Raw genomic sequence first — 23,875 nt, forward strand, 5'->3', positions numbered from 1 at the left:
GTTCCGCTCGGTTTCTCGGTACCGATGAAGGTGTAGTTGCGTGATGATGGAAAACAACGCTCCGGACGCGAATTCGTTCCCGGATCTCGACAAGCCCGGTCCGCGCAGAAAAACGATCAGTAGTCCCTATATCCACCGGTTGCAACGACGCCATTTCCTGCTGTTCGACATTCTGCCGATCATCGGCACGGTCGTCGCCATGGCGTTCCTGTTCGTCCGCCCTTTCGGCCTGCTCGAATTCCTCCTGCTGTTCTCGATGTGGCTGGTCACCGGTCTCGGTGTGACCGTCGGCTATCACCGCCTGTTCACCCATCGCACCTTCAAGGCGACACCGTGGGTGACATGGGTCCTGGCGGTCCTCGGCTCGATGGCCGGCCAGGGCCCGGTGGTTTCCTGGGTCGCGCTGCACCGGCGCCACCACGAATACAGCGATCGTGAAGGCGATCCGCACTCGCCCAACCTCGCCGGTGACGGTCTGCGCGGCGCGGTGCGCGGCCTGGCTCACTCGCATTTCCTGTGGATGCGCCGCCACGAATACCCGAACGTGGTGCACTACGCCCCCGACTTGATCAAGGACCGCGCCCTGGTCCGTATCGCCCGGCTCTACTACTACTGGGTGGCGCTGGGCCTGCTGATCCCGACAGTGATCGGCGCACTGGTGACCATGAGCTGGACCGGTGCGGTGAGCGGCCTGCTGTGGGGCGGACTGGTCCGGATCTTCGTGCTCGAGCACATCGTCTGGGCGATCAATTCGTTCCTGCACATGTTCGGCACCCGCAATTACGACTCCCGCGAGAACAGTCACAACGGTGGTGTCTTCGCACTCGCCACGCTCGGGGAGTCCTGGCACAACAACCATCACGCCTTTCCCGAGTCACCGTCCTTCGGTTTGGACTGGTATCGGCTCGACCCCGGTTTCTGGCTCATCAAAGCACTGGCTGTCTGCGGTCTCGCCTGGGATCTCAAGATGCCCTCCGCCGAACGTATGGCGGCCAAACGACTTTCCGCCCGCGCCGGCTCCGCCGGTCCTGCCTGAGGAATTCTCATCGTGGACACGAGTAAAGAAGCCATTGTCACCTGGTGTCAGGAATACCTCGCGAGCCTGCTCGAGGTTCCCGCCGCCACCATCGATCCCACCGCCGATTTCGACCGGCTCGGCATCGACTCCGCGGTCGCCGTCGCGCTGCTGATCGAGGTCGAGGACCGCTACGGTGTCGATCTGGCACCCGAGGATCTGTTCGAGAACCCGAATCTCGACGCCGTCGCCACCTACCTGCACACGCAGAGCCGCCCGAGCGTGGGCTGACGATGACGCTCGACACCACGCGGACCACCGCGGCCGCGGCCGCGATCCGCCACCACTACGACGCGGGCAACGAGTTCTACCAGCTCTGGCTCGACTCGTCCCTCACCTACTCGTGCGCGCTACGGGAAAGCCCCGACGACACACTGGAACTCGCCCAGGACCGCAAACTGCGCCACCACCTCGACGCGATCGGCGCCGAGCGGGCCGACGCGGTCCTCGACATCGGCTGCGGCTGGGGCGCGATCCTGCAGCGGCTCTCCGAGCTGGGCGTCGCCGAGTCCGTCGGGCTCACCCTGAGTCCCGAGCAGGCCGCCTACGTGCGCTCGCGCGACTACCCCGGCGTCGAGGTGCGGACCGAGAACTGGCTGCACTACGAACCGGGCACACGTTTCGACGGCATCATCTCGATCGGCGCGTTCGAGCACTTCGCCCGCCCCGACGACTCGACGGCCGAGAAGGTCCGCGTGTACCGGGAGTTCTTCACCCGCTGCCGCGACTGGCTGACCGGCGACGGCGTGCTGTCGTTGCAGACCATCGTCTACGCCAACATGGACCGCGACCAGGCCAGCACGTTCATGCAGCAGGAGATCTTCCCCGACGCCGACCTGCCGACGCTGGCCGAGATCACCGCCGCCGCCGAGGGCGTGTTCGAGGTTCGCTCGATCAGCAACGGTCGCCTCGACTACGCGTGGACCTGCCAACAGTGGGCCCGCAGGCTGCGCGCGCATCGCGCCGAGGCCACCGAACTCGTCGGCGCCGAGGTGCTGGCCCGCTACGAGCGCTACCTCAAACTCTCGGCGCTCGGTTTCCGGATGGGCAAGATCGGGCTGTTGCGACTCGTGCTGGCGCCCTATGACTCCGGGTTCTTCGCCTCCGGTGGGGGACGATCCGCATGACGGTGCACTCGGCCGACAAGGCCAGGCCGCGGGTGCGGTTCAATCCGTTCGGCGCCGAATTCCGCCGCGATCCGTATCCGGTCTACCGGCAGTTGCGCGAGGCCGAACCGGTGCACCGGACGCTCGGCATGTGGGTGCTCACCCGGCACGCCGACGTGCGCGGGGTTCTGCACGACCGGTCCTTCGGCGCCGGTCTGATTCCCAGCCTGGTGCGCAGGCAGGCCGAGCGGCTGGGCCACGACGATGTGGACCGGATCGAACGCCTCGGCCGAAAGTCGCTGGTGTTCACCGACAATCCCGATCACGCCCGCCTGCGCGGCCTGGTGAACCGGGTGTTCACCACCAAGTCGGTCGCCGCGCTGCGCCCGCTGGTCACCCGGATCGCCGGTGACCTGATGGCGCCCGCCCGCCGGGCAGGCGGACTCGATGTCATCGCCGATCTGGCCGCGCCGCTGCCGGTGGCTGTGCTGTGCGAGTGGATGGACCTGCCGGGAGAGCTGCGCGCCAAGGTGGGCCCGTGGACCCACGACATCCGGTTCCTGCTCGAACCGGGCCTGATGAAGGCCGGGGACTTCGAGCGGGTCCGCGAGGTGGTCGACGAGTTCGCCGCGGCGCTGGAGGTTGTTCTGGCCCAACGGCAGGCGAGTCCCGGGGCCGATCTGATCAGCCAGTTGCTCGCCGCGCGCACCGCGGGCGGCGACGCGCTCGGCGACGAGGAGTTGATCTTCCTCTGCATCATGTGCTTCGTCGCGGGCAACGAGACCACGAAATCGCTGATCGGCAACGGCACCCTCGCGCTGCTGCGCCACCCCGACCAAGCCGCGCTGCTGCGGGAGCGGCCCGACGCGGTCGAGGCGGCCGTCACCGAGGCGCTGCGCTACGACTGCCCGCTGCAACTGACCAAGCGGCTGGCCACCCGCGACATCGAGATCGACGATGCCAGGATCTTCGCGGGCGACCAGGTCATGGTGTGTCTCGGCGCGGCCAACCGCGATCCGGCCGTCTTCGCGCGCCCCGACGAGTTCGACCTCACCCGCACCGACGGTGGCCATCTCGCGTTCGGCCACGGCATGCACGGCTGCCTCGGCGGCCTGCTCGCCGAACTACAGGCCGAGGTCGCCTTCGCGCACCTCTTCCAGGATTCGCTGACCCCGGTGGCCCGCGATGGCGAACTCGACTGGCAGGACCACAGCTTCATCGTTCGCGGACTGAAGAGCCTGCCGGTCGAGTTGCGGCCGGCGCGATGACCGGGATCGGGCTGACCAGGTCCTGGCTGCGCGGCGAGGCGGAATCGCCGACGATGCGGCTGCTGTGTATTCCGCACGCGGGTGCCGGGGCATCGTCGTTCAATCGCTGGCTCGGCCTGTTCGGGCCCGAGATCGGCGTGGTGCGGGTCCAGCTTCCCGGGCGCGAGGACGTCGCCGACCGGGAGCCACTGCTGCGGGTCGGCGCGGCCGTCGACGAATTGGCCACGCAGTGCACCGCATTCGGTGACCGGTCGGTCGCCCTCTACGGCCACAGCATGGGCGCCCTGATCGCCTACGAACTGGCCCGCGCGCTGACCACCGCGGATCGGCCACCGGCGCACCTGTTCGTCTCCGGTCGCCGCGCACCGCACCTGGCGGCCAGCCGCGCGGTTCTGCACCGCCTGCCCGACAAGGACTTCGCCGACGCCATGGCCGCGATGGGCGCCTGGGGCGCGGCCGGGCGCAGCACGAGCTTCCTGCGCTACGCCCTCCCGCTGACCAGGGCCGATCTCGAGCTCTCCGAGGAATACGCCCACCAGCCGCAACCGCGACTCGCCTGCCCGATCACCGCGCTCTACGGCACCGAGGACCCGATCGCCGACCCTGACGAGGTCGCCGCCTGGGCCGCACTGACCGACGGCGCCTTCGCGATCCACGAATTCTCCGGCGACCACCTGTTCCACCACCGGCATCGCGAGGCCATCGCGGCGATCATGACCGCCGCCCTGAACTGAGGACCGACGTGCAGCTGCTCACCGACATACTCCAGCGTCGCGCCGTCGACGAACCCGACCGGATCGCCTACCGCTTCCTCGACGACGCCGGCGTCGAGCACACCACCCTGACCTACCGCGAACTCCACGACCGGGCACTGGCTGTGGCCGCTGCGCTGCGCAGCCGGTGCGCGCCCGGCGATCGCGCGCTGCTGGTGTTCGGGCAGAGCGCCGAATTCGTCATCGCCTACTTCGGCTGCCTCTACGCGCGGGTCATCGCCGTGCCGGTGAACCCGCCGCGCCGCGACCGGGTGCAGGAGGCGACCCGTGCCATCGTCGGCGACTGCGCGCCCACGGCCGTGCTCACCGTCGGGCCGTTGCTACCGCTGCTGCGCCCGGTCCTGGAAACGCTGTGTACCGCCGAGCACTGGCTCGCTGTCGACGAATTGCCCACGCAGGAAACCGGTTTCACCGCGACCAAGCCTGATCCGGACTCGGTCGCATTCCTGCAGTACACCTCCGGCTCCACCTCCGCGCCCAAGGGCGTCATGGTGACTCACCGGAACCTGGCCGCCAATGAGGAGATGATCCGGCGCAGCTTCGGCCACGACCGTGCGTCGACGGTGGTCGGCTGGGCGCCGTTCTTCCACGATCAGGGCCTGATCGGCAATGTGCTGCAACCGGTCTACGTCGGTGCGACCAGCGTCCTGATGTCGCCGCTGGCCTTCATCCGGCGCCCGCTGCTGTGGCTGGAAGCCATCTCGCGGTACCGCGTGCACACCAGTGGCGGTCCGAACTTCGCCTTCGACGCCTGTGTCGCCCGCGCCACCGCGGCCGGCCTGCCCGACCTCGACCTGAGCAGCTGGCAGGTGGCCTTCAACGGCGCCGAGCCGATCCGCGCCGACACCCTGGCTCGCTTCACGAAAACCTTCGCGCCACTGGGGTTCCGCGCCGAGGCGGTCTACCCCTGCTACGGTCTCGCCGAGGCCACCCTACTGGTCTCGGCCAGCGTGAAGGGCCGCGGTCCACGGTTGCTCGACGCCGATGTCGACGCGCTCGCCGAACGCCGATACGTCGCGGCGACGGTGGACCGTGGCCGCACGCTCGTCGGTGCGGGACTGCTGTTGGCGGGCGAGGACCTGCGCATCGTCGACCCGGATACCCGCGAGCTGTCCGCACCGGACCGCATCGGTGAGATCTGGGTCGCGGGTGACCATGTCGCCCAAGGCTATTGGCAGCGGCCGGAGGCCACCGCCGCCACCTTCCACGCACGTCGTGCCGACGACCCCGAGCGCGGTTACCTGCGCACCGGCGACCTGGGCCTGCTCGTCGACGGCGAACTCTATGTCGTCGGCCGGATCAAGGACATGATCATCATCCGCGGCCGAAACTACTACCCGCACGACATCGAACACACCGTGCAGCGCGCGCATCCGGCACTGCGGCCCGGCAGTGGCGCGGCGTTCTCGGTGCCCGGCCGAGACGGCGAGAAGCTGATCGTCGTCCAGGAGATCCGGCGCGACCACACCGGAACCGATCGCGCCGACATCGCGGGCGCCATCCGTGCGGCCGTCCTGCGCGAGCACGATCTCGCGATCGGGGACGTGGTGCTGACCGCGCCGGACGAGGTGCACCGGACCAGCAGCGGAAAGATCATGCGAGCGGCGGCCAGGATCCGATATCTCGATGCCGGATTCACCATCTGGGTGCCACGCCCGACCGACCAGCCGACCGAACCCACACCGAAGGAGTCGACCGCCATGCCGACCTGGCAAGCGACCAACCCCGATTTCGCCGCGGCCGTCCAAGGTGCCGTGCTCAGCATGCCCGCCGCGCGACACCTCGGCTTCGAGTTCGGCCGGATCGCCCCCGGCGAAGCCGAGATCGTGCAGCCCTACCGCACCGAACTCACCCAGCACAACGGCTTCTTCCAGGGCGGTGTGCTCGGTTCGCTGGCCGACTTCGCCGGCGGTTCCGCGGCGGGCACCCTGCTGCCGCCCGGCTGGGTGAACATGACCATCGACTACACGGTGAAGATCCTCGCCCCGGCCAAGGGGCCGACGGTCGTGGCCCGGGGCCGCGTGGTCAAACCCGGCGCGCTGCTCACCATCGCCACCGTCGAGGTCTTCTCGGTCGACGGCGACGACGAAACCCTCTGCGCGACCGCACTGGTCACCATGCGCAACGTGGCACTCGGCAAACAGGAGTAGACAATGAGCACCGCCGCCTACGTGTTCGACCCGTTCGCCCCCGGCTTCACCGAGGACCCCTACCCGCACTACGCCCGGCTGCGCGCCGCGGGCCCGGCGCTGGAACACCCGCTCGGATTCTGGCTCGTCTCCCGGCACGCCGACGTGGCCGCACTGCAACGCTCGGCGCACTCGGTCGACGAACAGCACCTGCGGCACCTGCCCGCGTGGAAGAGCGGCAGCGCCGAGGTGCGCAAGGAGAGCAGGGTGATGGGCGGGCTGTCCATGCTCGACCAGGACCCGCCCGACCACACCCGGCTGCGGCGCCTGGTGTCGAAGGCCTTCACGCCCCGGTCGATCGAGGCTCTCCAACCGCGGGTCGAGGAACTGGTGGCGCAGGCGCTGGCACGCATCGCGGCAGCGGGCACCGCTGATGTCGTCGGCGAACTCGCCTTCCCGCTGCCGTTCACGATCATCTCGGAGATGCTCGGCATCCCGGTGGGGGACCACACCCGACTGCGCGAGCTCACCGAGATCGTCGTGCTGGTGTTCGAACCGTTCGCCAGTCCCGAGACCCAGGCCAGGATCCGGGCGGCCAATCAGGAACTGTTCGCGATGGTGCGCGAGCTGATCCGGTGGAAGCGCGACAACCCCGGCGACGACCTGCTCACGGCGCTGATCGAGGCCGAACACGACGGCGACGTGCTCAGCGAGGACGAACTGATCTCGCAGGTGATGTTCCTCTACATCGCCGGGCACGAGACCACGGTGACCCACCTCGCCAGCGGAATCCTGTCGCTGCTGTGCAATCCGGAGCAGGCCGAACGGCTGCGGAACGAACCGGAATTGGCCGCCAACGCGGTCGACGAACTGATGCGATTCGACACTCCCGTCCACCTCATGCGCCGGATCACCGTGGCGCCGTTGGCCATCGGTGACGTCGAGATCCCCGCGGGGAGCTGGGTGATCGGCGCACTGGCCGCCGCCAACCGCGATCCCGATTTCTGGGGCGCCGATGCCGATGAACTGCGGCTCGATCGCCCCACCGCCCATCGCAATGTGGCACTGGGCGCGGGTATCCACCACTGCCTCGGTGCGGCACTGGTCCGGATGGAGGCCCGAATAGTGTTCCCGCGCTTCGTCGCTCGCTTTCCGGACGCCACGGTTGACGAGCTGACCTGGAACGGCCGGATCAATCTGCGTGGTCTGTCGACGCTGACGGTGACGGTGTAGCCATGCCGACTGTCGTCATCGACGGGACTCCGATCGCCTACACCGACACCGGAGCACCGGGCGCCCGGCCGGACGCGGCGACCATCGTGTTCGGACACGGCCTGCTGTTCGGCGGTTGGATGTTCCGGTCCCAGATCGATGCCCTGCGCGGCGACTACCGGTGTGTCACCCTCGACTGGCGGGGGCAGGGCGATACCCCGCCCACCGCGGACGGGTACGACATGGAGACCCTCACCGGCGACGCGGTCGGCGTGATCCGCACGCTCGGGATCGGCCCGGTGCACTGGGTCGGGCTGTCTATGGGCGGGTTCATCGGTCAGCGCCTCGCGGCGCGCCACGGCCAGCTCCTGCGCTCCCTCACCCTGCTCGACACCAGCGCCGAGGCCGAGGAGCCGGACAAGATCGGCGAATACAAGCGCCTCGCCCTGGCTTGGCGGCTGGTCGGCGGCGGCCCGATCCTGCACAAGATCACCCCGCACATGTTCGGCCCGCGTTTCCGCGCCGACCCGGCCAACGCCGACCTCCTCGACGAGTGGGCCACCCGCCTGCGCAGCCGGAGTCGTCGCGCGGTGCGCGAGGCGGTGCGCGGTGTGGCCGATCGCCTGCCGGTGGACCACGAGATCCCGGCGATCACCATGCCGACCCTGGTGGTGGTCGGTGCCGACGACATCGCCACGCCCCCGGCCCGATCCGAACGCCTCGCGGATCTGATCCCGTCCGCTCAACTGCACACCCTCGCCGACTGCGGGCATTCCAGCAGTCTCGAACAGCCCGCCGCGATCACCGCGCTGTTACGGGAATTCCTGGCCGAGATCGACCACACCAGGATCTGACCTGGCGGTCAATTCCCGGCGAACGCACATCGAACAATCCGATCCAGCCATTGCCTTTTCCGATCGAACTGCTGCCACCGAACCATCGACCTGCGGAAACGCGCGAGTACCTCATCGCTGCGGACTGGCCACGCGCGCGATTCGGAAAAGTCGCTTCCGGCGTCGAATACCGTCGACCGGAATGTGTTCAGGTGCGGGAGAACGGGTATTGTGATGACCGATGGTGACAGCTCGACAACAGGGCGGGGACTACCACTGCGCGGGGCGGTGAACGCGCGCGATCTGGGTGGATTGCGGACCGCGGACGGGCGGCGGGTGCGTCGTTTGCGGGTGCTGCGCTCGGATCTGCTGACCGAGTTGGACACCGACGACGTGGACTTCCTGCTGGGGGACTGCGGACTCCGCACGATCATCGACCTGCGCGCCCCCGGCGAGATCACCACCGACGGTTCCGGCCGGATGGCTGACCGTGTCACCGTCCACAACACCCACGTCCACGGCGCCGACCGGGTCCGGCTGGACCTCGCCGCGGTCTCGCCCGAGGGCAATATCGTCGAACGTTACGTGCAGTACCTCGACCACAGCTCCGCCAACATCGCCGCCGCACTGGACCTGCTGGCCACCGCCGAGCATCTGCCCGCACTCGTCCACTGCGCCGCGGGCAAGGACCGCACCGGCGTGGTGATCGCCTTGCTCCTCGCCCTCGTCGGCGTCCGCGCGGACGACATCGTCGCCGACTACGCCGCCACCACCCCGAACATCGCCGCCCTGCGTGCCCGCAGCGCCCGCGCCCGCACCGCCCGCGCCGGCAGCGTGGCCGTCGACCGGTTGCCCGCCTGGGTCTTCGCCGCCGACGCGTCGACCATGCGCCAGTTCCTGGCCCACCTCGACGCCGAACACGGCGGCGCGGTCGGCTGGGCGACCCGAGCCGGACTCGACCAGGCCACCCGAGAACGCCTCGCGGACAACCTCCTGACGCCCCCGCGCTGATCCGCCCCACCACGCCGCCGTCAAAGGGGTGTCGTACCGAGGAAAAGGCCTGCTCAGCGAGTACAGTACGGCCATTCGAGCTCGGCTAGGTCGGACATCTCGGCGCGGCGAAGAGGAACGAATGGCGGCGAGATCCGCCTCGGCGACACTCCATTCGGAGCGAGCTTCGTGGCGTGCGGGCGGTCGGGTCGCGACGCCGGGGGAGCCGGGAGGAATCCGATGTCGCTGATCCTTCGTGGGGTGGCGTGGCTGGGGCTGTATCTCGCGGTGGCGGTGGTGCCGCTGATCTTCGCGGTCATCGGGATCGCGGAGCCGGGGCGGGGGTTCCTGACGGAGTTCTCCGTCGCGTTGGGGTTCCTCGGGATGTCGATGCTGGGCATGCAATTCGCGCTGGTCGCCCGGTTCCAGGCGGTCGCCGCGCCCTTCGGCGAGGACGCGCTGGTCCAGTTCCATCGCCAGGTGTCCTATGTCGCACTGGCTTTCGTGCTGGCCCATCCGGTGTTGCTGCAGATCGCGGGGACCGACATCATCGGACTGCTGAATCTCGCGCAGGCGCCGCCGCGGGCGCGGTTCGCGGTGGCCGCGACGGTGCTGCTGCTGATCGTGGTCGCCACCTCGATCTGGCGGCGGCGGTTGCGGATTCGCTACGAGGTGTGGCACGTGCTGCACGGGAGTCTGTCGGTGCTGGTCGTCGCGTTCGCGCTCGCCCACATGCTGCTCGTCGGCTACTACCTCGATCAGCCGTGGAAGAAGTGGCTGTGGGTGGTGATGACCGTCTGCCTGGTGGCGCTGCTGCTGTGGGTGCGGGTCGTGCGGCCGATCGCACGGATGCGCAGGCCGTGGGCGATCGAGGAGGTGGTCGCCGAGCGCGGGAACGCGCACACCCTGCGCATGCGGCCCGTCGGTCATGCCGGATTCCGGTTCGAGCCGGGGCAGTTCGGCTGGCTGGTCGTCGACCGGTCGGCGTTCTCGATCACCGCCCACCCGTTCTCGTTCTCCTCCAGCGCCGAGGGCGGCGAGCGCGTCGAGATGACGATCAAGGCGCTCGGCGACTTCACCGCCACGGTCGGCGCGATCGCGCCGGGCACCCGCGCCTACGTCGACGGGCCGCACGGGGTGTTCAGCCCCGATCGCCACGAAGGCGCGGTGTTCGTCCTCATCGCGGGCGGTGTCGGCATCACGCCCATGACCAGCATTCTGCGCACCATGGCCGACCGCGGTGACCGACGCCCGGTGCTGCTGCTGTACGCGGTGCGCTCCTTCGACGACGCCACGCTCCACGACGAGATCCTGACGCTCGCACCACAACTGGACCTCACCTTCGTCCTCGTGCCCGAGCGTGCGCCCGCCGAGTGGGATGCCGAGCACGGTTTCATCGATCGCGCGATGCTGGCACGGCACCTCCCGCCCGGTCACCGGCGCGGCCAATACTTCATCTGCGGTCCCGGCCCGATGGTCACCGCCGTCGAGGACGCGCTCGCCGCCCTCGACATCCCGGCCGAGCGCATCCACACCGAGCGCTTCAACTTCGTCTGAACGGAGCATCGTGCGCCACATCTACACCACCCGCGCGGTCGTCGTGATCGCGCTCGTCCTGCTCGCCGCCGCGACCTGGTTCGCGCTCGCGACCAACTGACCGAAGCCTCCGGTCGCCGCCGCGTGCGCCACTCGATCGGCGGAACCAGGAGGAACAGGTGGTCTACGTCAAGGCAGCGGAGCGCGAGGGGCAGATCGTCGAGGCGGCGGTGCGGGTGCTCGGTGCCGTCGGCGTGGCGGAGTCGACCCTGCGCGCGGTCATCGCCGCGGTCGTCGGTCAGGTCGTCGACACGGTCGAGACCGGACTGGGACTGGGACTGGGCCGGGGTGTGGAGCACGCCATCCGGCCGGGTGTCACCGTGACGCGGAATGTGTCTCGTCGGTGGTCACCCGCCAATCACCACGGCCCAGGACGTCGACCACCAGCGCCCCGATGTTCCAGGCGTCGTCCTCGCCCCGATGGTGGCGCCCCACCAGCGTCAACCCGGCCAGTGGCAGCGCCGCTGCCATGCCCGGCCGCTTGCGCAACCCGTAGGACTCGGTGAAGACCTGCTTGGCATTGGTGTGCCGCCCACTGAACGGATATCGCACCGCCGTCGCCGCGCACTGGGCGCGAAACTGCTTGCGGTCGTAGTCGCCCCAGCTCGCCCACGGCCGCGACCCGGCCTCGAACTCGGTCGCCAACAGCCGGCACGCCTCGGCGAAATCCACCCCGGCGTCGACCTGCTCCTGGGTGAGCCCGGTCAGCTCGGTACAGAACTCACTCACCCGCGACCGCGCGGGCCGCACGAGAATCCCATGCCTGCTCACCCGCGCTCGGGTCCCGAGATCGACCACGGTGATCCCCACCTCGATGATCTCGTTCACCTGCCCCGGCGGCGTCGGCCCCGCCCAGCAGGTCGCCTCCACATCGACGACATTGAGCAGTCCGGCCGGTGTGTTCATGCACCCGACGCTACGTCCTCGACCCACCCGCCCTCCACCGGATTTCTCCGGACACCGAGATCTCGCAGCAGCGCGATCGGATCGACCCCTTGGCAGGCCTGCTGCCACCGGCGGCCCCGGCGGGCCTGCCATCAGCGACCGGGACCGGGTGTGTGCGACGGCACTGGACAGGCGCCCGACAGGGGGACATGCCAGAATGTCGCTCACCGACCACGACCCCCGCCGAGGAGAGAATCGATGCGCTTGTCGCCGCACGAGCAGGAACGACTGCTTCTGAGTTACGCGGCCGAACTGGCGCGCCGGAGGCAGGCGCGGGGACTCGCGCTCAATCATCCGGAGGCGGTCGCGTTGATCACCGATCACGTGCTCGAGGGAGCGCGGGACGGGCGGACGGTGGCCGAGTTGATGTCGTCGGGGCGGTCGGTGCTGACCCGCGACGACGTGATGGACGGTGTGCCGGAGATGATCCACGACGTGCAGGTCGAGGCGACGTTCCCCGACGGCACCAAGCTCGTCACCGTGCACCACCCGATCGGATAGGCGAGGGCCATGATTCCCGGTGAGTATCTCTGTGCCGAGGGCACGATCGAACTGAACGCGGGCGCGATCCGCGTCGAGCTCGATGTCGTCAACACCGGCGACCGGCCGGTGCAGGTGGGCAGCCACGTGCACTTCCCCCAGGCCAATGCCGCGCTCGACTTCGACCGCGCCGCCGCGCACGGCCATCGCCTCGACATCCCTGCCGGGACGGCGGTGCGCTTCGAACCAGGGCTGCCGCAACGCGTCGCCCTGGTCCCGCTCGGCGGCACCCGCGAGGTCTACGGCATCAGCCCGAACCCGCCGGGGCGCCTGGATGCCTGACACCCACCCGATCCGCACTCCGGGAGAGAGCCGATGAGCGAACTGAGCCGTGCCCGCTACGCCGAACTGTTCGGGCCGACCACCGGCGACCGCATCCGCCTCGCCGACACCGACCTGCTGATCGAGATCACCGAGGACCGCAGCGGTGGACCCGGTCTGGCCGGTGAGGAAGCCGTCTTCGGTGGCGGCAAGGTGCTGCGCGAATCGATGGGCCAGTCGCGCGCCACCCGCGCCGACGGTGCTCCCGACACCGTCATCACCGGCGTGGTGATCGTCGACCACTGGGGCGTCATCAAGGCCGACGTCGGCATCCGCGACGGCCGCATCTGCGGCATCGGCAAGGCGGGCAACCCCGACACCATGTCGGGTGTGCACCCGGACCTGGTCGTCGGTCCGTCGACCGAGATCATCGCGGGCAACGGCCGCATCCTCACCGCGGGCGCCATCGACTGTCACGTCCACTTCATCTGTCCGCAGCTGATGGAGGAGGCGCTCGGCGGTGGCATCACCACCCTGGTCGGCGGCGGCACCGGCCCCGCCGAGGGCTCCAAGGCCACCACCGTCACCCCTGGCTCCTGGCACCTGGCCCGGATGCTGGAATCGCTCGACCACTGGCCGATGAACATCGTGCTGCTCGGTAAGGGCAATACGGTCAGCCAGGAATCCATGTGGGAGCAATTGCGTGGTGGCGCATCGGGTTTCAAGTTGCACGAGGACTGGGGCTCCACCCCGGCCGCGATCGATGCCTGCCTGACCGTCGCCGACGCGGCGGGGGTGCAGGTGGCGCTGCACTCGGACACGCTCAACGAGGCCGGGTTCGTCGAGGACACCCTCGCCGCCATCGCGGGCCGCGGCATCCACGCCTATCACACCGAGGGTGCCGGCGGCGGCCACGCGCCCGACATCATCACTGTCGCTTCGCATCTCAACGTGCTGCCCAGTTCGACCAATCCGACCCGGCCGCACACCGTCAACACCCTCGACGAGCATCTCGACATGCTGATGGTGTGCCACCATCTGAGCCCGTCGATCCCCGAGGACCTGGCCTTCGCCGAATCCCGGATCCGGCCGTCCACCATCGCCGCCGAGGACCTGCTGCACGATCTGGGCGCGATCTCGATGATCGGGTCGGACTCCCAGGCCATGGGTCGCATCGGCGAAGTGGTCATGCGTACCTGGCAGACCGCGCACGTGATGAAGAAGCGCCGCGGCGCGCTGCCCGGCGACGGCGCGGCCGACAACGCCCGGGTCCAGCGCTACATCGCCAAATACACCATCTGCCCGGCCATCGCGCACGGCCTCGACGACGAGATCGGCTCGGTGGCGGTCGGCAAACTCGCCGACCTGGTGCTGTGGGAACCGGCGTTCTTCGGTGTGCGCCCGCACGCGGTGCTCAAGGGCGGCATGATCGCCTGGGCCGCGATGGGTGACGCCAACGCCTCCATCCCCACCCCGCAGCCGGTGCTGCCGCGCCCGATGTTCGGCGCCGCCGCCCCGGCCGCCGCGGCCACGTCGCTGCACTTCGTCTCCGAGCACGCCATCGCCGACGGCCTGGCCGACCGGCTGAACGTGCGCCGAAAGCTGGTTCCGGTCAAGAACGTTCGCCGGGTCACCAAGGCGGACATGCCGCACAACGACGCCATGCCGAACATCGAGGTCGACCCCGACACCTTCACTGTCCGCGTCGACGGCGAGGTCTGGACCGAGGCGCCCGCCACCGAACTCCCGATGGCGCAGCGTTATTTCCTGTTCTGACGACGAACGCCGCCGACCACGTGGTCGGCGGCGTTGTCGTTGGTGGGATCAGTCGAACGTGCAGCCGCTGATCGGCTTGTCGGCGAGCCGGTCGAGCAGGTAGACGATCGCGTTGTCCTGGCCGAAAGCATCGATCAGCTCGGGACCGAAGTGGTTGGGAATCGTGGTGCCGGGCAGGATCGGCGGCAGCTCGTTGGTGCGGAAGGTGACGGCGGCGCCCTGACCACACCACTCCTCGGCGAGGCGGCGGGCCTGACCGTAGGGGACGGTGTCGTCGTTGCGGCCGCTGGTGATCAGGACCGGCGTGACCGGTGCCCGGCTGCCCAGGCGCAGCTCGGCGAGCACGGGTGCGGCCTCGGGGATGTCGCCGAGGTGCTCGCTGAGCGAACGCCCGTCCACCGTCAGCGTGTTGGTCTCCAGGAACGGGTGGCGGAAGATCAGGTCGGCCACACAGGTCTCACTCAGTGTCGCGAGCGTGTCCTGGCCCTGCGGCGTGATCACCCGGTCCATCGCGCGGCCCAGCTCGGGATAGCGGGCGAGCATGGCGTTGACCGCGTAGCCGATGGCGCCGCCGATCAGCGCGCCGTCGATGAGTTCCAGGATCGCCGAGAGATCGGCGACCGGGCCGCCCGCCCAGGTGCCCTTGACCGTGAGCTCCGGCGCGTACTGCGGCTGCAGCTCCGCCGCCGCGGCCGTGGCCCCACCACCTTGCGAGTAGCCCCAGAAGACCACCGGCGTCTCGGGTCCGACCCCGCCGAGAGTGTTGGCGGCGCGGGCACCGTCGAGAACCGCGTGTGCGCTCTCGAATCGGTTGGCGTAGGTGTGGATTCCCGGGGTGCCGAGGCCGATGTAGTCGGTGACCAGCACGCGGGCGCCGAGCGCGCTCCACACCGCCGAGGCCGGCAGCTCCTGATTGGCCGACAGTCCCAGCGCCGGATCCGCGGTCACCGAGACGCCGGTGGAGAACGCCACCGACATCGCGCACCGGTCGGCCTGACCAGAGGTGCCGGGACCGATCACCACGGTCGGCCGCGGACCCGGACCCTGCCACGGGTTGGACGCCTCGATGTAGGTGCCGGTCACCGCGACGGGCGAACCATCCTGCAACCGGGAGGTGTACATGACGTGCTGTGCCTGGGTCGGCCATCCGGCTGCCGTCGGTGCGGTCGCGAGGATCGTCATCGGCTGGGTCTTGACGATCGCGCCCGGCTCCTGCGGGATCTGCGCGGGCGGGGTGTAGAACGCGCCGACCGGTGTGGCCGCCGCCTGTCCGGCGCCGACGCCGTGTCCGGCCGCCGCGGCCAGACAGACCAGTGCCGTCACTGTCGCCAGGCGGGCCAGCGATCGTGTTCTTCGCATGCAACTCTCCATTGATGTCACAACGTCGGTGCGCGGGTGTGCGCTGCGTCGCAGTATCAACCAGCCGTGATGCGTGTCACCGGTCTGCGACCCCGGAACGGTAACATCGTTACTACTGTCGGGGCAATTAAGGGACGGGCGCCGGGAGTCCTGGCGTGCGATCCGGGTCGGGTACGCTCGGCGCCGAGCTGAGCGGGGCGGGAGCGATGCGGCCCTGACCGTGGAACGCCGGGAGCGCCGGCAGGAGGGGACTAGGGGTCGATGGACAACCTGAACAACGCCGCCGACGAACTGTCGCGCTGGGCCGAGGACCTGGAGCGTAAAGCGCAACGGTACCAGGCGCTGCACGGTCGGATGAGCGAGGTCAGCGTCACCGAGACCTCGGCCGACGGGCGAATCGGTGTCACCGTCGACGCGAACGGGGTGACCACCGCCGTCACGCTGGCGCCCGCGGTCCGCGGGATGGACCCGGCCGCGGTGGCCGGCGAGCTGATGGCGTGCACGCGCCGCGCCCAGGCCCGGCTGCGCGAGCGCGTCACCGGGCTGGTGCACGACCTGGTCGGCACCGACGAGGCGGGTGAGGCCATCGTGGGCCAGTACGCCGAGCGATTCCCCGATCCCGAGCCGACGCCGGCCGAGCAGGGCCCCACGCCGCCCCCGACCCCGCCCGCCGCGCCGTGGCCCGCCGCTACCGCGTCCGATGTGCTCGCGACCCGCAAGCCCGATCGTGACCGGGTGGTCGCTCCCGAGGAACCGACCGAGGAAGACCTGTTCTACCAGCGCAGATCCTGGCTGCAGTAAGTCCACGCGGTACCGGTCGCACAGTCGTGGGAACCGAACGGCCCCCACGCGCGTCCAACCAGTCGACTCGAACAAATCCGCCGCCGCGGCGGCCGTGCAGAGAGTGGGGACGGCGAATGACGAGCCAGCAGATCAAGGTGGAGCCGGGTGCGATTCGCGCCCACGCGGCGAAGGTGGGTGCGGTGGCCGTCGACCTGGCCGGGGCCCTGGAAGCCGCGAGCTATCTCGCTCACGCCGATGACGGCTACGGGATGCTCGTGCGCCCCTACGCCGCCATGACGCTGACCGACCTGCACGACTCGATCACCGAGGCCCTCACCACCCTCGACGAGCTGACCGGTGCCATGCCGGGCAAACTGCGCACCGCCGCGGACGCTTTCGAGAACCGCGACGGTTCCTTCGCCGGTGACATCGCCGCCAAGGCGGCCGAGATCGCGGAGCGGGTGTGACCGTGGCCGAACAGACAGAGCTGGGATCGTTCCTCAACGAGTCCGGGGTGTGGGTGCCCGGCGAAGACCTCGACACCTTCGACGACGCCCCCGCGCCCGCCAACGACCTGATCGCGGACGGCACCGACTTCCGCGACGAGTACTACCAGGAGACCAACCCCTTCCTGCGCAACGTCGGCCGCACCAGCCTGGCCGACGGCGAGGACGCGGCCGACGGCGGAATCATGAAGGGCACCCTCGCCGGTGACACCTTCGAAGGCGCGTCGAACCTGGTCAACGCCTTCACCAGCGACTCCTCGATCACCGACAAGATCGCCGCCATCACCAGCGCCGCCGGGACGGCGGGGCAGTGGGGTGAGCTGGCCAAGATGGGCACGGCCATCGCCAAGGGCTCCACGCTGGCCAAGTTCGACCCGTTCAACTTCCTCGGCAGCCAGCTGATGAGCTGGATGCTCGAACACGTCGAGCCGCTGCGCAAGACGCTGGACTCGCTGGCGGGCAACCCCGACATGGTCGAGGCGTATTCGGCCTCGTGGACCGCTATCGCCCAGCGGCTCACCGACGTGGCGCAGCAGTGGGCGACCCAGATCGAGCAGGGCACCGCCGAATGGATCGGCGCCGCCAGAGACGCCTACCGCGCCAAGGCGACGGAACTGGCCGCGAGCATCGCCGAGAAGGCCGCACTGGCCGAGGCGCTGGCGAAGGTCAACGACGCGATGCTGCGCATCGTCGAGGCGGTGCGCGGGGTGATCACCGAGGTGCTCAGCTCGCTGGCTGGCATGCTGGCCGAGATCACCGCGCTGCTCATCGCCTCCGCGGGCACCGCCACTCCGGCGCTGATCGCGCGAGCGCTGTTCGACATCTCGATGGCGAGCATGACCGTCTCGCAGCTGCTGATCACCATGGCCAAGGAACTCGTCGACGTCAAGGCGCTCGCCGGTGCAGCCAAGGAGATCATCCGCGGTGTCTACGAGGCGCAGACGGCCGCGGCCGGGGTGTGAGCGACGGCAATCGGGCGGTGCCGAATCCGGCGCCGACCGGACCGCGGTGGCAGACTTGCCCGCATGACCAATACCTGGGCTGATGTCGATTCCTATGTCGTTGACACTCTCGTCGGTACCGAGGGCTCGCCCGCGCTGGCGGCCAACGCGGAGGCCGGGCTGCCCGCGATCGACGTCTCCCCGCCGCAGGGCAAGCTGCTCAATCTGCTGGCCCGCACGGCGGGTGCGCGGCGAGTACTCGAGATCGGCACGCTCGGCGGGTACAGCACCGAGTGGCTGGCGCGCGCGGTCGGCGACGGTGGACTCGTCGTCACCCTCGAATTCGAGCCGCGTCATGCCAAGGTCGCGCGCGAGAACCTGGACCGCGCGGGTGTCGGCGCGCGGGTCGACATCCGGGTCGGCGCGGCGCTGGACACCCTGCCCGGTGTCGCCGAGGATGCGACCGAACCGTTCGACCTGGTGTTCATCGACGCCGACAAGGTGAACAACTCCAACTACGTGCAGTGGGCGCTGCGCCTGACCCGGCCGGGCTCGGTGATCATCGTCGACAATGTCGTGCGCGGCGGCGCGGTCGTCGACGAGCAGTCCGACGACCCGAACGTGCGCGCGAGCCGCGAACTGATCGAACTGCTCGCCGCCGAACCGAGTCTGGACGCGACGGTGGTCCAGACGGTCGGTGCCAAGGGCTGGGACGGATTCGCCTACGCGATCGTCAACGGGCCCGCTTCCTGAGCACGCTTCACGCGGCGGACACCTCGGGGGCGACTGCGGGGCATCGGTGATTCACCACGGGTTATCCGCCGTCGATAGCGTGGAGGCATTCGACAAGGAGCCGCGTCATGGAGTTCCGACACCTCGTCTCGTTCATCACCATCGCCGAGGAACTGCACTTCGGTCGCGCCGCGCGGCGGCTGCACTTGACCCAGCCGAGCCTGAGCGCGCAGCTACAGAAACTGGAGCGCTCGCTCGGCGTGCAATTGGTCGCCCGCACCTCCCACGAGGTGCGCCTGACGCCGGCGGGCCGGGAGTTCGAGGTGCAGGCCCGCCAGATCGTCGCCCAGCTCGACCGGGCCGCGCAGGTCGCCAAGGCCACCGCCGAGGGCCGCGCGGGCAGCCTGAGCATCGGCTACAACCTGCCCGCGAGCAGGCACATCCTGCCCGACGCGCTGACTCGGCTGACCGAACGTCATCCCGATGTGGGAGTGACGCTGTGGGAGAAGCGCACCGGCCCGCAGCTGGCGGCGCTGGCCGACGGCTCCCTGGATGTGGCGCTGGTCTACGGTCACCCCGCCACCGCGGAGTTCCGATATCGCCGAGTGCTGCACCGGATTCCGCTGGTCGCGGTGGTGGGTAAGCGGCACCGCTGGGCCGAGCGGGCCGCGGTGCCGTTCGCCGAACTGCAGGACCAGCAGTGTGTGCTGTTCGCGCGCGAGCAGTGTCCGGCGATGTACGACGCCATCCTGCGCTCGGCCGCCGCGACCCGGATCACGCTCACCGTCACCCATTCGGCCGATGATCCCGGTGCCACCGCGCACATGGTGTCGGTGCGCCCGCTGGTGGGTTTCGCCTCGCTGCCGCGGGCGATCGCGGAGGGGATGGGCGAGGCACACAGCAGCTCGGTCGCGGTGAAGCTGCTCGACCCGGTCCCCACCCTCGACGTGTACGCGGTGTGGCGCGCCGAGGACCCCAACCCCGCGGTCGCGCTGTTCCTGGACTGCCTCGACGCGGCCCGCGGTCTGCCGGTCCTCACGGCCTGAGCCCCGCGACGACTCATTTGAGTCCCGACCGGACGAAGGCATTGACGATCTGGCGTTGCAGCACCAGATACAACAGCAGCACCGGCAGGCAGGCCAGCCCGGCCAGCGCCATCATCGGACCCCACTGATCGCCCTCGGTTCCCATGAAACTGCGCAGGCCCAGCTGGAGCACGGAATTGGACTGGCGCAACACCACCGCAGGCCAGAAGTACTCGTTCCAGGAATTGATGAACAGCAGGATGCCGAGCGCGGCGAGGGCGGGCCGCAGGTTCGGCACCACCACCGTCCACAGGATCGACCACGACGAGCGGCCGTCGATCCGCGCCGCGGCGATGAGCTCCTTGGGGAACGCCGCCATGTGCTGGCGCAGCAGCAACACCGCCAACGCCGAACACATCGTCGGCAGCACGACGCCGATCAACGTGTTGATCAGTCCGAGCTGGGTGAGCAGGATGAAGTTGGGCAGCATGGTGACCTGGAACGGCACCAGCCAGATCCCGACGAAGGCCAGGTACAGCACCCGCTGCAGCGGAAAGGTGTACACCGCGAAGGCATACGAGGCCAGCAGCGCGATCAGCAGCTGAGCGGTCGCGGACAGGATCGCCACGAAGAACGTGTTGGCGATCAGGCCGAGGACGTCGACCTTGTCGGCGGCGTCGAGGAAGTTGTCGATCGACAGCGGCCACGGCACCGGCGACAGTGAGGTCACGTCCTGCGGCCTGCGCAGCGCGGTCGCGAACAGCCAGTAGATCGGGAACGCGCACACCAGCGCGGTCCCGGCGAGCAGCAGATGGCTGCCCACTCCACGCAAACGCTCAATCATCATGGAAGGCAACCTTTTCCGAGATCCAGACCAGTACCGCCGCCAGCACTCCGAACCCGACGAACAGCAGCACACCCGCCGCGGCGCTCAGGCCGGCGTCGAAGGAGCGGAAGGCGTAGTCCCACAGCAGGTAGTAGATGTTGGTGGTCGACTGGGACGGGCCGCCCTGGGTCATCGAGTCGATCAGCGGGAAGGTCAGCGTCGGGGTGAGCAGGACGGTGGTGAGCACCAAGAACACCAGGGTGGGCGAGAGCAGCGGCAGGGTGATCCAGCGCCGGATCTGGCCAGGGGAGGCGCCGTCGACCTGCGCGGCCTCACCGTAGTCGCCGCTGATTCCGGCCAGCCCGGCCCACACCACCAGCACCGCGAAGCCGAGCAGTTGCCAGCCGGTGATCACGATGATCACCAGGTGCGCGGTGGAGGCGTCGTAGACCCAGTTGTGCCCGGTGCCGAGCAGTTGGTCGACGAAACCGGAGCCGGGATGGAGCAACCACCGCCAGACCGCGGCCGTCGCCACGGGGGCGATGAGGAACGGGGCGAAGATCAGCGCCTGGTAGATCGTGCGGGACCGGCCGAGGATCCGCCTGCTCGCCAGGGCGATCAGCACCGGCAGGACCACGGTGAACGGCAGCAGGGCGCCGATGAGCACGCCGGTGCGGCCCAGCGACGACCAGAACGACGGAAGCTCCAGCAACCGGGCGTAATTGGCGGTGCCGACCGGAATCATCGGAGCGGTCGGCAGCAGGTTCCACGAGTAGGTCGACAGCTGCACCGCCTGGGCCAGCGGTCGATAGGTCCACACCACCAGCAGCACAATCGCCGGGGCGAGATACAGATAGGGCGCGGCGAGCCGGGCGACCCGGCGCCGGGTGAACCGAGGCGCCGTGGAGGCCGCATCGGTACGGACCGGCGCCGGAGTCTCGTCGAGGACGAACACTGTCACCGCGCCTGTGCCACGTGGGCGACGATCTGGTCCAGGATCTCGTCCTCGGCCCGGTCGTAGACCGCCTCGGCCGGGGTGGCCTCGATCGCGGTGGCCAGGATCGTCTCACCGACGAGATCGACGCGGCTGTAACCGAATCCGGAGAAGCCGCGCTGCCTGCCCACCGGTGCCATCGGATCGAGGCGATAGGCCAGCGCAGGCCCGATCCACACCGGGATCCCGGCCAGTGCGGCCGCGGCGGTCAGGTGGTTGTGCCCGCACAGGATCATCCGGACATCCGTGCCCGCCACCACGGCCGCCAGCTCGTCGGCATTGTCGAGCTTGAGCAGATCGGTCGCCGGGACCGAGGACGGCAGCGGGGGATGATGCAGGATCAGCAGGGTGCCGCGCGGGGCAGGTTCGCGCAATTGCGCTGCCAGCCACACCAATTGCTCGGGCTCGAGATACCCGTCGTGGCGGTGTGGTGTCGTGCTGTCGAGGGTGATGACGCGCAAGCCGTCGATCTCGGTGTGCTGGTCGTGTGGTTGGTCGGGATCGACCGTGCCGGGCTCGCGGTCGAGCAGTTCGACCGCGAAGGCCACCCGCTCGTCGTGATTGCCCATGGCGTAGACGATCTGGGCGTCCAGCTCGGCCGCGACCGGCTCGACGGCTTCGCGCAACCGCCGGTACGCCTCGGGGGAGCCGTCGTCGGTGAGGTCACCGGAGAGCACCAGCGCGTCGATGGGCCGGCCCGCCTCGCGCAGCAGGGTCAGCACGCGGGTGAGATTGGCGTGGGTGTCGACCGCGCCGCGCAGGAGTTCACCAGCTGGACGCAGGTGGGTGTCGGTGAGTTGGACGATGGTCAGCTCGCTGCGGGCGCTCATGTCGTCGGCAGGAGTTTGTTGCCCTCGGCCTGGGCCGCGGACAGGGTGGACTGCGCGTCCTTGCCTTGGAACACGACCGCCTCGACCGCGTCCATCATGCCGTCGCGCATCTGCAGGTAGTTGTTGCCCGGCATCGATACCCACGGCTCCATCGTGGCGAGCTGGGTGACATTGGGCTTCAGCAAGGGGTTGGCCTCGGCCCAGTCCTTCAGCCCGTCGGACTGGTCGAGCAGTCCGGTGCGCAGCGGCAGGTAGCCGATCTTCGTGGCGATCTTGATGTAGGACTCCTCGCTGGTGAGGAACTTGATCAGCTCCCAGGAGGCCCGCTGCTTGGCGGGATCGTCGGACAGGATGTGCAGGCCCGCACCGGAATTGGTGGGTACGATCGGCTTGCTGCCGAAGCCGGGCATGGGCGCCGAACGCAGGTCCCACTTGTCCTTGGCGCCGCTCACGAACAGGCTCTGCAGCGCGCTGGTCTCGAGCATCATCGCGATCTCGCCACGGGCGAACGCCTCGTAGCCCTGCTTCTGGTTGAGCTTGGGCATGCTGCCCGCGTTGACCAGATCCTGCGCCATCCGGGTCACCTCGACGGCGGGCGCCTCGGCGTAGGTGAGCGTGCTGCGGTCCTCGGCGATGACCCGGCCGCCGTTGGAGCGCACCAGCGACTGGAAGCACCAGTCCTTGGCGGTCTTGGTGAGGCAGTCGATGTACACCCCGCCCTTGCCGGTGCGGTCGGTGATGGTCTTGGCGGCCTCGGCGGCCTCGGCCCAGGTGGCCGGAACGTTCGCCGGGTCGAGACCGGCCTCGGTGAACAGCGAGGCGTTCAGGTACAGCACCGGCGTGGAGAACACGAACGGCACACCGTAGGTGTGGCCCTCCCAGTCGTCGAGGGTGCGGGCCCGCGGGGCGTAGGCGTGCGGGGAGCCGTTGAAGTTGGCGGCCACCTCGTCCGCGCCGACCAGGGTGTCGAGCGGCTTGGCCCGCAGCTGGTTGATGGTGAAGTCCAGGTCGCTGAAGCCGAGCTGGGCGACATCGGGCGGGGTGCCGGCGACCAGCTGGTTCTGGATGCTGGAGATGGTGTCGGTGGCCGGGTTGGGGCTGTTGCCCTGGGGCTTCTGAGCGGTGACCTTGATGTTGGGGTACTTCTCGCCGAACTCGCCGATGAGCTCGTCGAAGGTCTCGGTCCACGCGCCGGCGACGCCGTAGCTGTAGGACTCGAAGGTGATGTCGACCTGCTGGTCGGGGGCGAGCTCGGGGATCTGCGCGGTCGCAGCGGGGTCGGTGGCCTCGGTGCCGCCCAGCCCGCAGCCGCTGAGCGCGACGGCGGTGGCGAACACCACGCCCAGAACGGGCAGCGTGCGTTTCATGGTGGTTC

24 protein-coding genes are annotated in these 23,875 nt (G+C 69.3%); 18 read left to right on the forward strand and 6 right to left on the reverse strand.

Annotated elements, in window-relative coordinates; all coding sequences use genetic code 11:
- Positions 1–43: 43 nt before the first annotated feature.
- The 10 genes from BOX37_RS11070 to BOX37_RS11115 all read left to right on the forward strand — a co-directional run bounded on the left by BOX37_RS11070 (position 44) and on the right by BOX37_RS11115 (position 10,943).
- Positions 44–1,036: an acyl-CoA desaturase gene (locus BOX37_RS11070; protein WP_071927565.1), complete on the forward strand. Its 993-nt coding sequence runs from the start codon at positions 44–46 to the stop codon at positions 1,034–1,036.
- 12 nt (positions 1,037–1,048) lie between these two features.
- Positions 1,049–1,306, forward strand: coding sequence for an acyl carrier protein (locus BOX37_RS11075; RefSeq protein WP_071927566.1), 258 nt, complete (start codon positions 1,049–1,051; stop codon positions 1,304–1,306).
- A gap of 2 nt (positions 1,307–1,308) precedes the next feature.
- A complete protein-coding gene (locus BOX37_RS11080) occupies positions 1,309–2,202 on the forward strand; it encodes an SAM-dependent methyltransferase (protein ID WP_071927567.1) in 894 nt (297 codons plus the stop codon).
- Positions 2,199–3,449: a cytochrome P450 gene (locus BOX37_RS11085; RefSeq protein WP_071927568.1), complete on the forward strand. Its 1,251-nt coding sequence runs from the start codon at positions 2,199–2,201 to the stop codon at positions 3,447–3,449. The genes BOX37_RS11080 and BOX37_RS11085 overlap by 4 nt, the downstream gene beginning before the upstream one ends.
- Complete coding sequence (locus BOX37_RS11090; RefSeq protein WP_206045802.1) at positions 3,446–4,183, forward strand: thioesterase II family protein; 738 nt, start codon at positions 3,446–3,448, stop codon at positions 4,181–4,183. Before BOX37_RS11085 ends, BOX37_RS11090 begins: the two co-directional genes overlap by 4 nt.
- A gap of 8 nt (positions 4,184–4,191) precedes the next feature.
- Complete coding sequence (locus BOX37_RS11095) at positions 4,192–6,372, forward strand: AMP-binding protein (protein WP_240505302.1); 2,181 nt, start codon at positions 4,192–4,194, stop codon at positions 6,370–6,372.
- A gap of 3 nt (positions 6,373–6,375) precedes the next feature.
- Complete coding sequence (locus tag BOX37_RS11100; protein ID WP_071927570.1) at positions 6,376–7,584, forward strand: cytochrome P450; 1,209 nt, start codon at positions 6,376–6,378, stop codon at positions 7,582–7,584.
- 2 nt (positions 7,585–7,586) lie between these two features.
- Positions 7,587–8,417 carry an alpha/beta fold hydrolase gene (locus BOX37_RS11105; RefSeq protein WP_071927571.1) on the forward strand — a complete coding sequence of 277 codons (831 nt, stop codon included), beginning with the start codon at positions 7,587–7,589 and terminating at the stop codon, positions 8,415–8,417.
- Positions 8,418–8,630: 213 nt separating this feature from the next.
- Positions 8,631–9,407, forward strand: coding sequence for a tyrosine-protein phosphatase (locus tag BOX37_RS11110; protein WP_071927572.1), 777 nt, complete (start codon positions 8,631–8,633; stop codon positions 9,405–9,407).
- A 219-nt stretch (positions 9,408–9,626) separates the two neighbouring features.
- Positions 9,627–10,943, forward strand: coding sequence for a ferredoxin reductase family protein (locus tag BOX37_RS11115; RefSeq protein ID WP_071927573.1), 1,317 nt, complete (start codon positions 9,627–9,629; stop codon positions 10,941–10,943).
- A gap of 354 nt (positions 10,944–11,297) precedes the next feature.
- On the opposite strand, the gene BOX37_RS11120 is transcribed toward BOX37_RS11115, so the two are convergent.
- A complete protein-coding gene (locus tag BOX37_RS11120; RefSeq protein WP_071927574.1) occupies positions 11,298–11,888 on the reverse strand; it encodes a 3'-5' exonuclease in 591 nt (196 codons plus the stop codon).
- A gap of 237 nt (positions 11,889–12,125) precedes the next feature.
- Here BOX37_RS11120 and BOX37_RS11125 point away from each other — a divergent pair, with 237 nt between their 5' ends.
- Genes BOX37_RS11125 through BOX37_RS11135 form a run of 3 tightly spaced genes read left to right on the forward strand, consistent with a single transcriptional unit; the run spans position 12,126 to position 14,504 of the window.
- Positions 12,126–12,428 carry an urease subunit gamma gene (locus BOX37_RS11125; RefSeq protein ID WP_071927575.1) on the forward strand — a complete coding sequence of 101 codons (303 nt, stop codon included), beginning with the start codon at positions 12,126–12,128 and terminating at the stop codon, positions 12,426–12,428.
- A 9-nt stretch (positions 12,429–12,437) separates the two neighbouring features.
- Positions 12,438–12,749: an urease subunit beta gene (locus BOX37_RS11130; protein ID WP_071927576.1), complete on the forward strand. Its 312-nt coding sequence runs from the start codon at positions 12,438–12,440 to the stop codon at positions 12,747–12,749.
- A 33-nt stretch (positions 12,750–12,782) separates the two neighbouring features.
- A complete protein-coding gene (locus tag BOX37_RS11135; RefSeq protein WP_071927577.1) occupies positions 12,783–14,504 on the forward strand; it encodes an urease subunit alpha in 1,722 nt (573 codons plus the stop codon).
- Between the two features lie 48 nt (positions 14,505–14,552).
- Here the strand turns inward: BOX37_RS11135 and BOX37_RS11140 are convergent, their stop codons facing one another.
- A complete protein-coding gene (locus BOX37_RS11140) occupies positions 14,553–15,863 on the reverse strand; it encodes a lipase family protein (protein WP_084759544.1) in 1,311 nt (436 codons plus the stop codon).
- A 261-nt stretch (positions 15,864–16,124) separates the two neighbouring features.
- Here BOX37_RS11140 and BOX37_RS11145 point away from each other — a divergent pair, with 261 nt between their 5' ends.
- From BOX37_RS11145 to BOX37_RS11165, 5 genes are all read left to right on the forward strand, one after another.
- Entirely contained in the window at positions 16,125–16,664 is a 540-nt protein-coding gene (locus tag BOX37_RS11145) for a YbaB/EbfC family nucleoid-associated protein (protein WP_071927579.1), read from the forward strand.
- Between the two features lie 116 nt (positions 16,665–16,780).
- Positions 16,781–17,113, forward strand: coding sequence for a type VII secretion target (locus BOX37_RS11150; RefSeq protein ID WP_071927580.1), 333 nt, complete (start codon positions 16,781–16,783; stop codon positions 17,111–17,113).
- A complete protein-coding gene (locus BOX37_RS11155; RefSeq protein ID WP_071927581.1) occupies positions 17,110–18,114 on the forward strand; it encodes a hypothetical protein in 1,005 nt (334 codons plus the stop codon). Before BOX37_RS11150 ends, BOX37_RS11155 begins: the two co-directional genes overlap by 4 nt.
- Positions 18,115–18,177: 63 nt before the next feature.
- Positions 18,178–18,846, forward strand: a complete 669-nt coding sequence (locus tag BOX37_RS11160; RefSeq protein ID WP_071927582.1) for an O-methyltransferase — start codon at positions 18,178–18,180, stop codon at positions 18,844–18,846.
- A 107-nt stretch (positions 18,847–18,953) separates the two neighbouring features.
- Positions 18,954–19,871: a LysR family transcriptional regulator gene (locus BOX37_RS11165; protein WP_071927583.1), complete on the forward strand. Its 918-nt coding sequence runs from the start codon at positions 18,954–18,956 to the stop codon at positions 19,869–19,871.
- A gap of 13 nt (positions 19,872–19,884) precedes the next feature.
- Here the strand turns inward: BOX37_RS11165 and BOX37_RS11170 are convergent, their stop codons facing one another.
- From BOX37_RS11170 to BOX37_RS11185, 4 genes are read right to left on the reverse strand one after another with little or no spacing between them, the layout of a single operon-like run.
- Positions 19,885–20,697, reverse strand: coding sequence for a carbohydrate ABC transporter permease (locus BOX37_RS11170; RefSeq protein ID WP_071927584.1), 813 nt, complete (start codon positions 20,695–20,697; stop codon positions 19,885–19,887).
- Positions 20,687–21,631, reverse strand: coding sequence for a carbohydrate ABC transporter permease (locus BOX37_RS11175; RefSeq protein ID WP_156910727.1), 945 nt, complete (start codon positions 21,629–21,631; stop codon positions 20,687–20,689). The genes BOX37_RS11170 and BOX37_RS11175 overlap by 11 nt, the downstream gene beginning before the upstream one ends.
- A gap of 2 nt (positions 21,632–21,633) precedes the next feature.
- Entirely contained in the window at positions 21,634–22,500 is an 867-nt protein-coding gene (locus BOX37_RS11180; protein ID WP_071927585.1) for a metallophosphoesterase, read from the reverse strand.
- Positions 22,497–23,867 carry an ABC transporter substrate-binding protein gene (locus BOX37_RS11185; protein ID WP_206045803.1) on the reverse strand — a complete coding sequence of 457 codons (1,371 nt, stop codon included), beginning with the start codon at positions 23,865–23,867 and terminating at the stop codon, positions 22,497–22,499. The genes BOX37_RS11180 and BOX37_RS11185 overlap by 4 nt, the downstream gene beginning before the upstream one ends.
- Positions 23,868–23,875: the final 8 nt, after the last annotated feature.

The sequence above is a fragment of the Nocardia mangyaensis genome, assembly GCF_001886715.1.
GTDB classification, from domain to species: Bacteria; Actinomycetota; Actinomycetes; order Mycobacteriales; family Mycobacteriaceae; genus Nocardia; species Nocardia mangyaensis.

What these genes read in the sequence shown, in the direction of transcription:
- BOX37_RS11130 (WP_071927576.1), top strand. Translation starts at nt 12,438, where the DNA reads ATGATTCCCGGTGAGTATCTCTGTGCCGAGGGCACGATCGAACTGAAC.
- BOX37_RS11090 (WP_206045802.1), top strand. Translation starts at nt 3,446, where the DNA reads ATGACCGGGATCGGGCTGACCAGGTCCTGGCTGCGCGGCGAGGCGGAA.
- BOX37_RS11070 (WP_071927565.1), top strand. Translation starts at nt 44, where the DNA reads ATGATGGAAAACAACGCTCCGGACGCGAATTCGTTCCCGGATCTCGAC.
- BOX37_RS11165 (WP_071927583.1), top strand. Translation starts at nt 18,954, where the DNA reads ATGGAGTTCCGACACCTCGTCTCGTTCATCACCATCGCCGAGGAACTG.
- BOX37_RS11160 (WP_071927582.1), top strand. Translation starts at nt 18,178, where the DNA reads ATGACCAATACCTGGGCTGATGTCGATTCCTATGTCGTTGACACTCTC.
- BOX37_RS11145 (WP_071927579.1), top strand. Translation starts at nt 16,125, where the DNA reads ATGGACAACCTGAACAACGCCGCCGACGAACTGTCGCGCTGGGCCGAG.
- BOX37_RS11135 (WP_071927577.1), top strand. Translation starts at nt 12,783, where the DNA reads ATGAGCGAACTGAGCCGTGCCCGCTACGCCGAACTGTTCGGGCCGACC.
- BOX37_RS11170 (WP_071927584.1), bottom strand. Translation starts at nt 20,697, where the DNA reads ATGATGATTGAGCGTTTGCGTGGAGTGGGCAGCCATCTGCTGCTCGCC.
- BOX37_RS11150 (WP_071927580.1), top strand. Translation starts at nt 16,781, where the DNA reads ATGACGAGCCAGCAGATCAAGGTGGAGCCGGGTGCGATTCGCGCCCAC.
- BOX37_RS11080 (WP_071927567.1), top strand. Translation starts at nt 1,309, where the DNA reads ATGACGCTCGACACCACGCGGACCACCGCGGCCGCGGCCGCGATCCGC.
- BOX37_RS11110 (WP_071927572.1), top strand. Translation starts at nt 8,631, where the DNA reads ATGACCGATGGTGACAGCTCGACAACAGGGCGGGGACTACCACTGCGC.
- BOX37_RS11105 (WP_071927571.1), top strand. Translation starts at nt 7,587, where the DNA reads ATGCCGACTGTCGTCATCGACGGGACTCCGATCGCCTACACCGACACC.
- BOX37_RS11115 (WP_071927573.1), top strand. Translation starts at nt 9,627, where the DNA reads ATGTCGCTGATCCTTCGTGGGGTGGCGTGGCTGGGGCTGTATCTCGCG.
- BOX37_RS11125 (WP_071927575.1), top strand. Translation starts at nt 12,126, where the DNA reads ATGCGCTTGTCGCCGCACGAGCAGGAACGACTGCTTCTGAGTTACGCG.
- BOX37_RS11085 (WP_071927568.1), top strand. Translation starts at nt 2,199, where the DNA reads ATGACGGTGCACTCGGCCGACAAGGCCAGGCCGCGGGTGCGGTTCAAT.
- BOX37_RS11180 (WP_071927585.1), bottom strand. Translation starts at nt 22,500, where the DNA reads ATGAGCGCCCGCAGCGAGCTGACCATCGTCCAACTCACCGACACCCAC.
- BOX37_RS11140 (WP_084759544.1), bottom strand. Translation starts at nt 15,863, where the DNA reads ATGCGAAGAACACGATCGCTGGCCCGCCTGGCGACAGTGACGGCACTG.
- BOX37_RS11100 (WP_071927570.1), top strand. Translation starts at nt 6,376, where the DNA reads ATGAGCACCGCCGCCTACGTGTTCGACCCGTTCGCCCCCGGCTTCACC.
- BOX37_RS11185 (WP_206045803.1), bottom strand. Translation starts at nt 23,867, where the DNA reads ATGAAACGCACGCTGCCCGTTCTGGGCGTGGTGTTCGCCACCGCCGTC.
- BOX37_RS11120 (WP_071927574.1), bottom strand. Translation starts at nt 11,888, where the DNA reads ATGAACACACCGGCCGGACTGCTCAATGTCGTCGATGTGGAGGCGACC.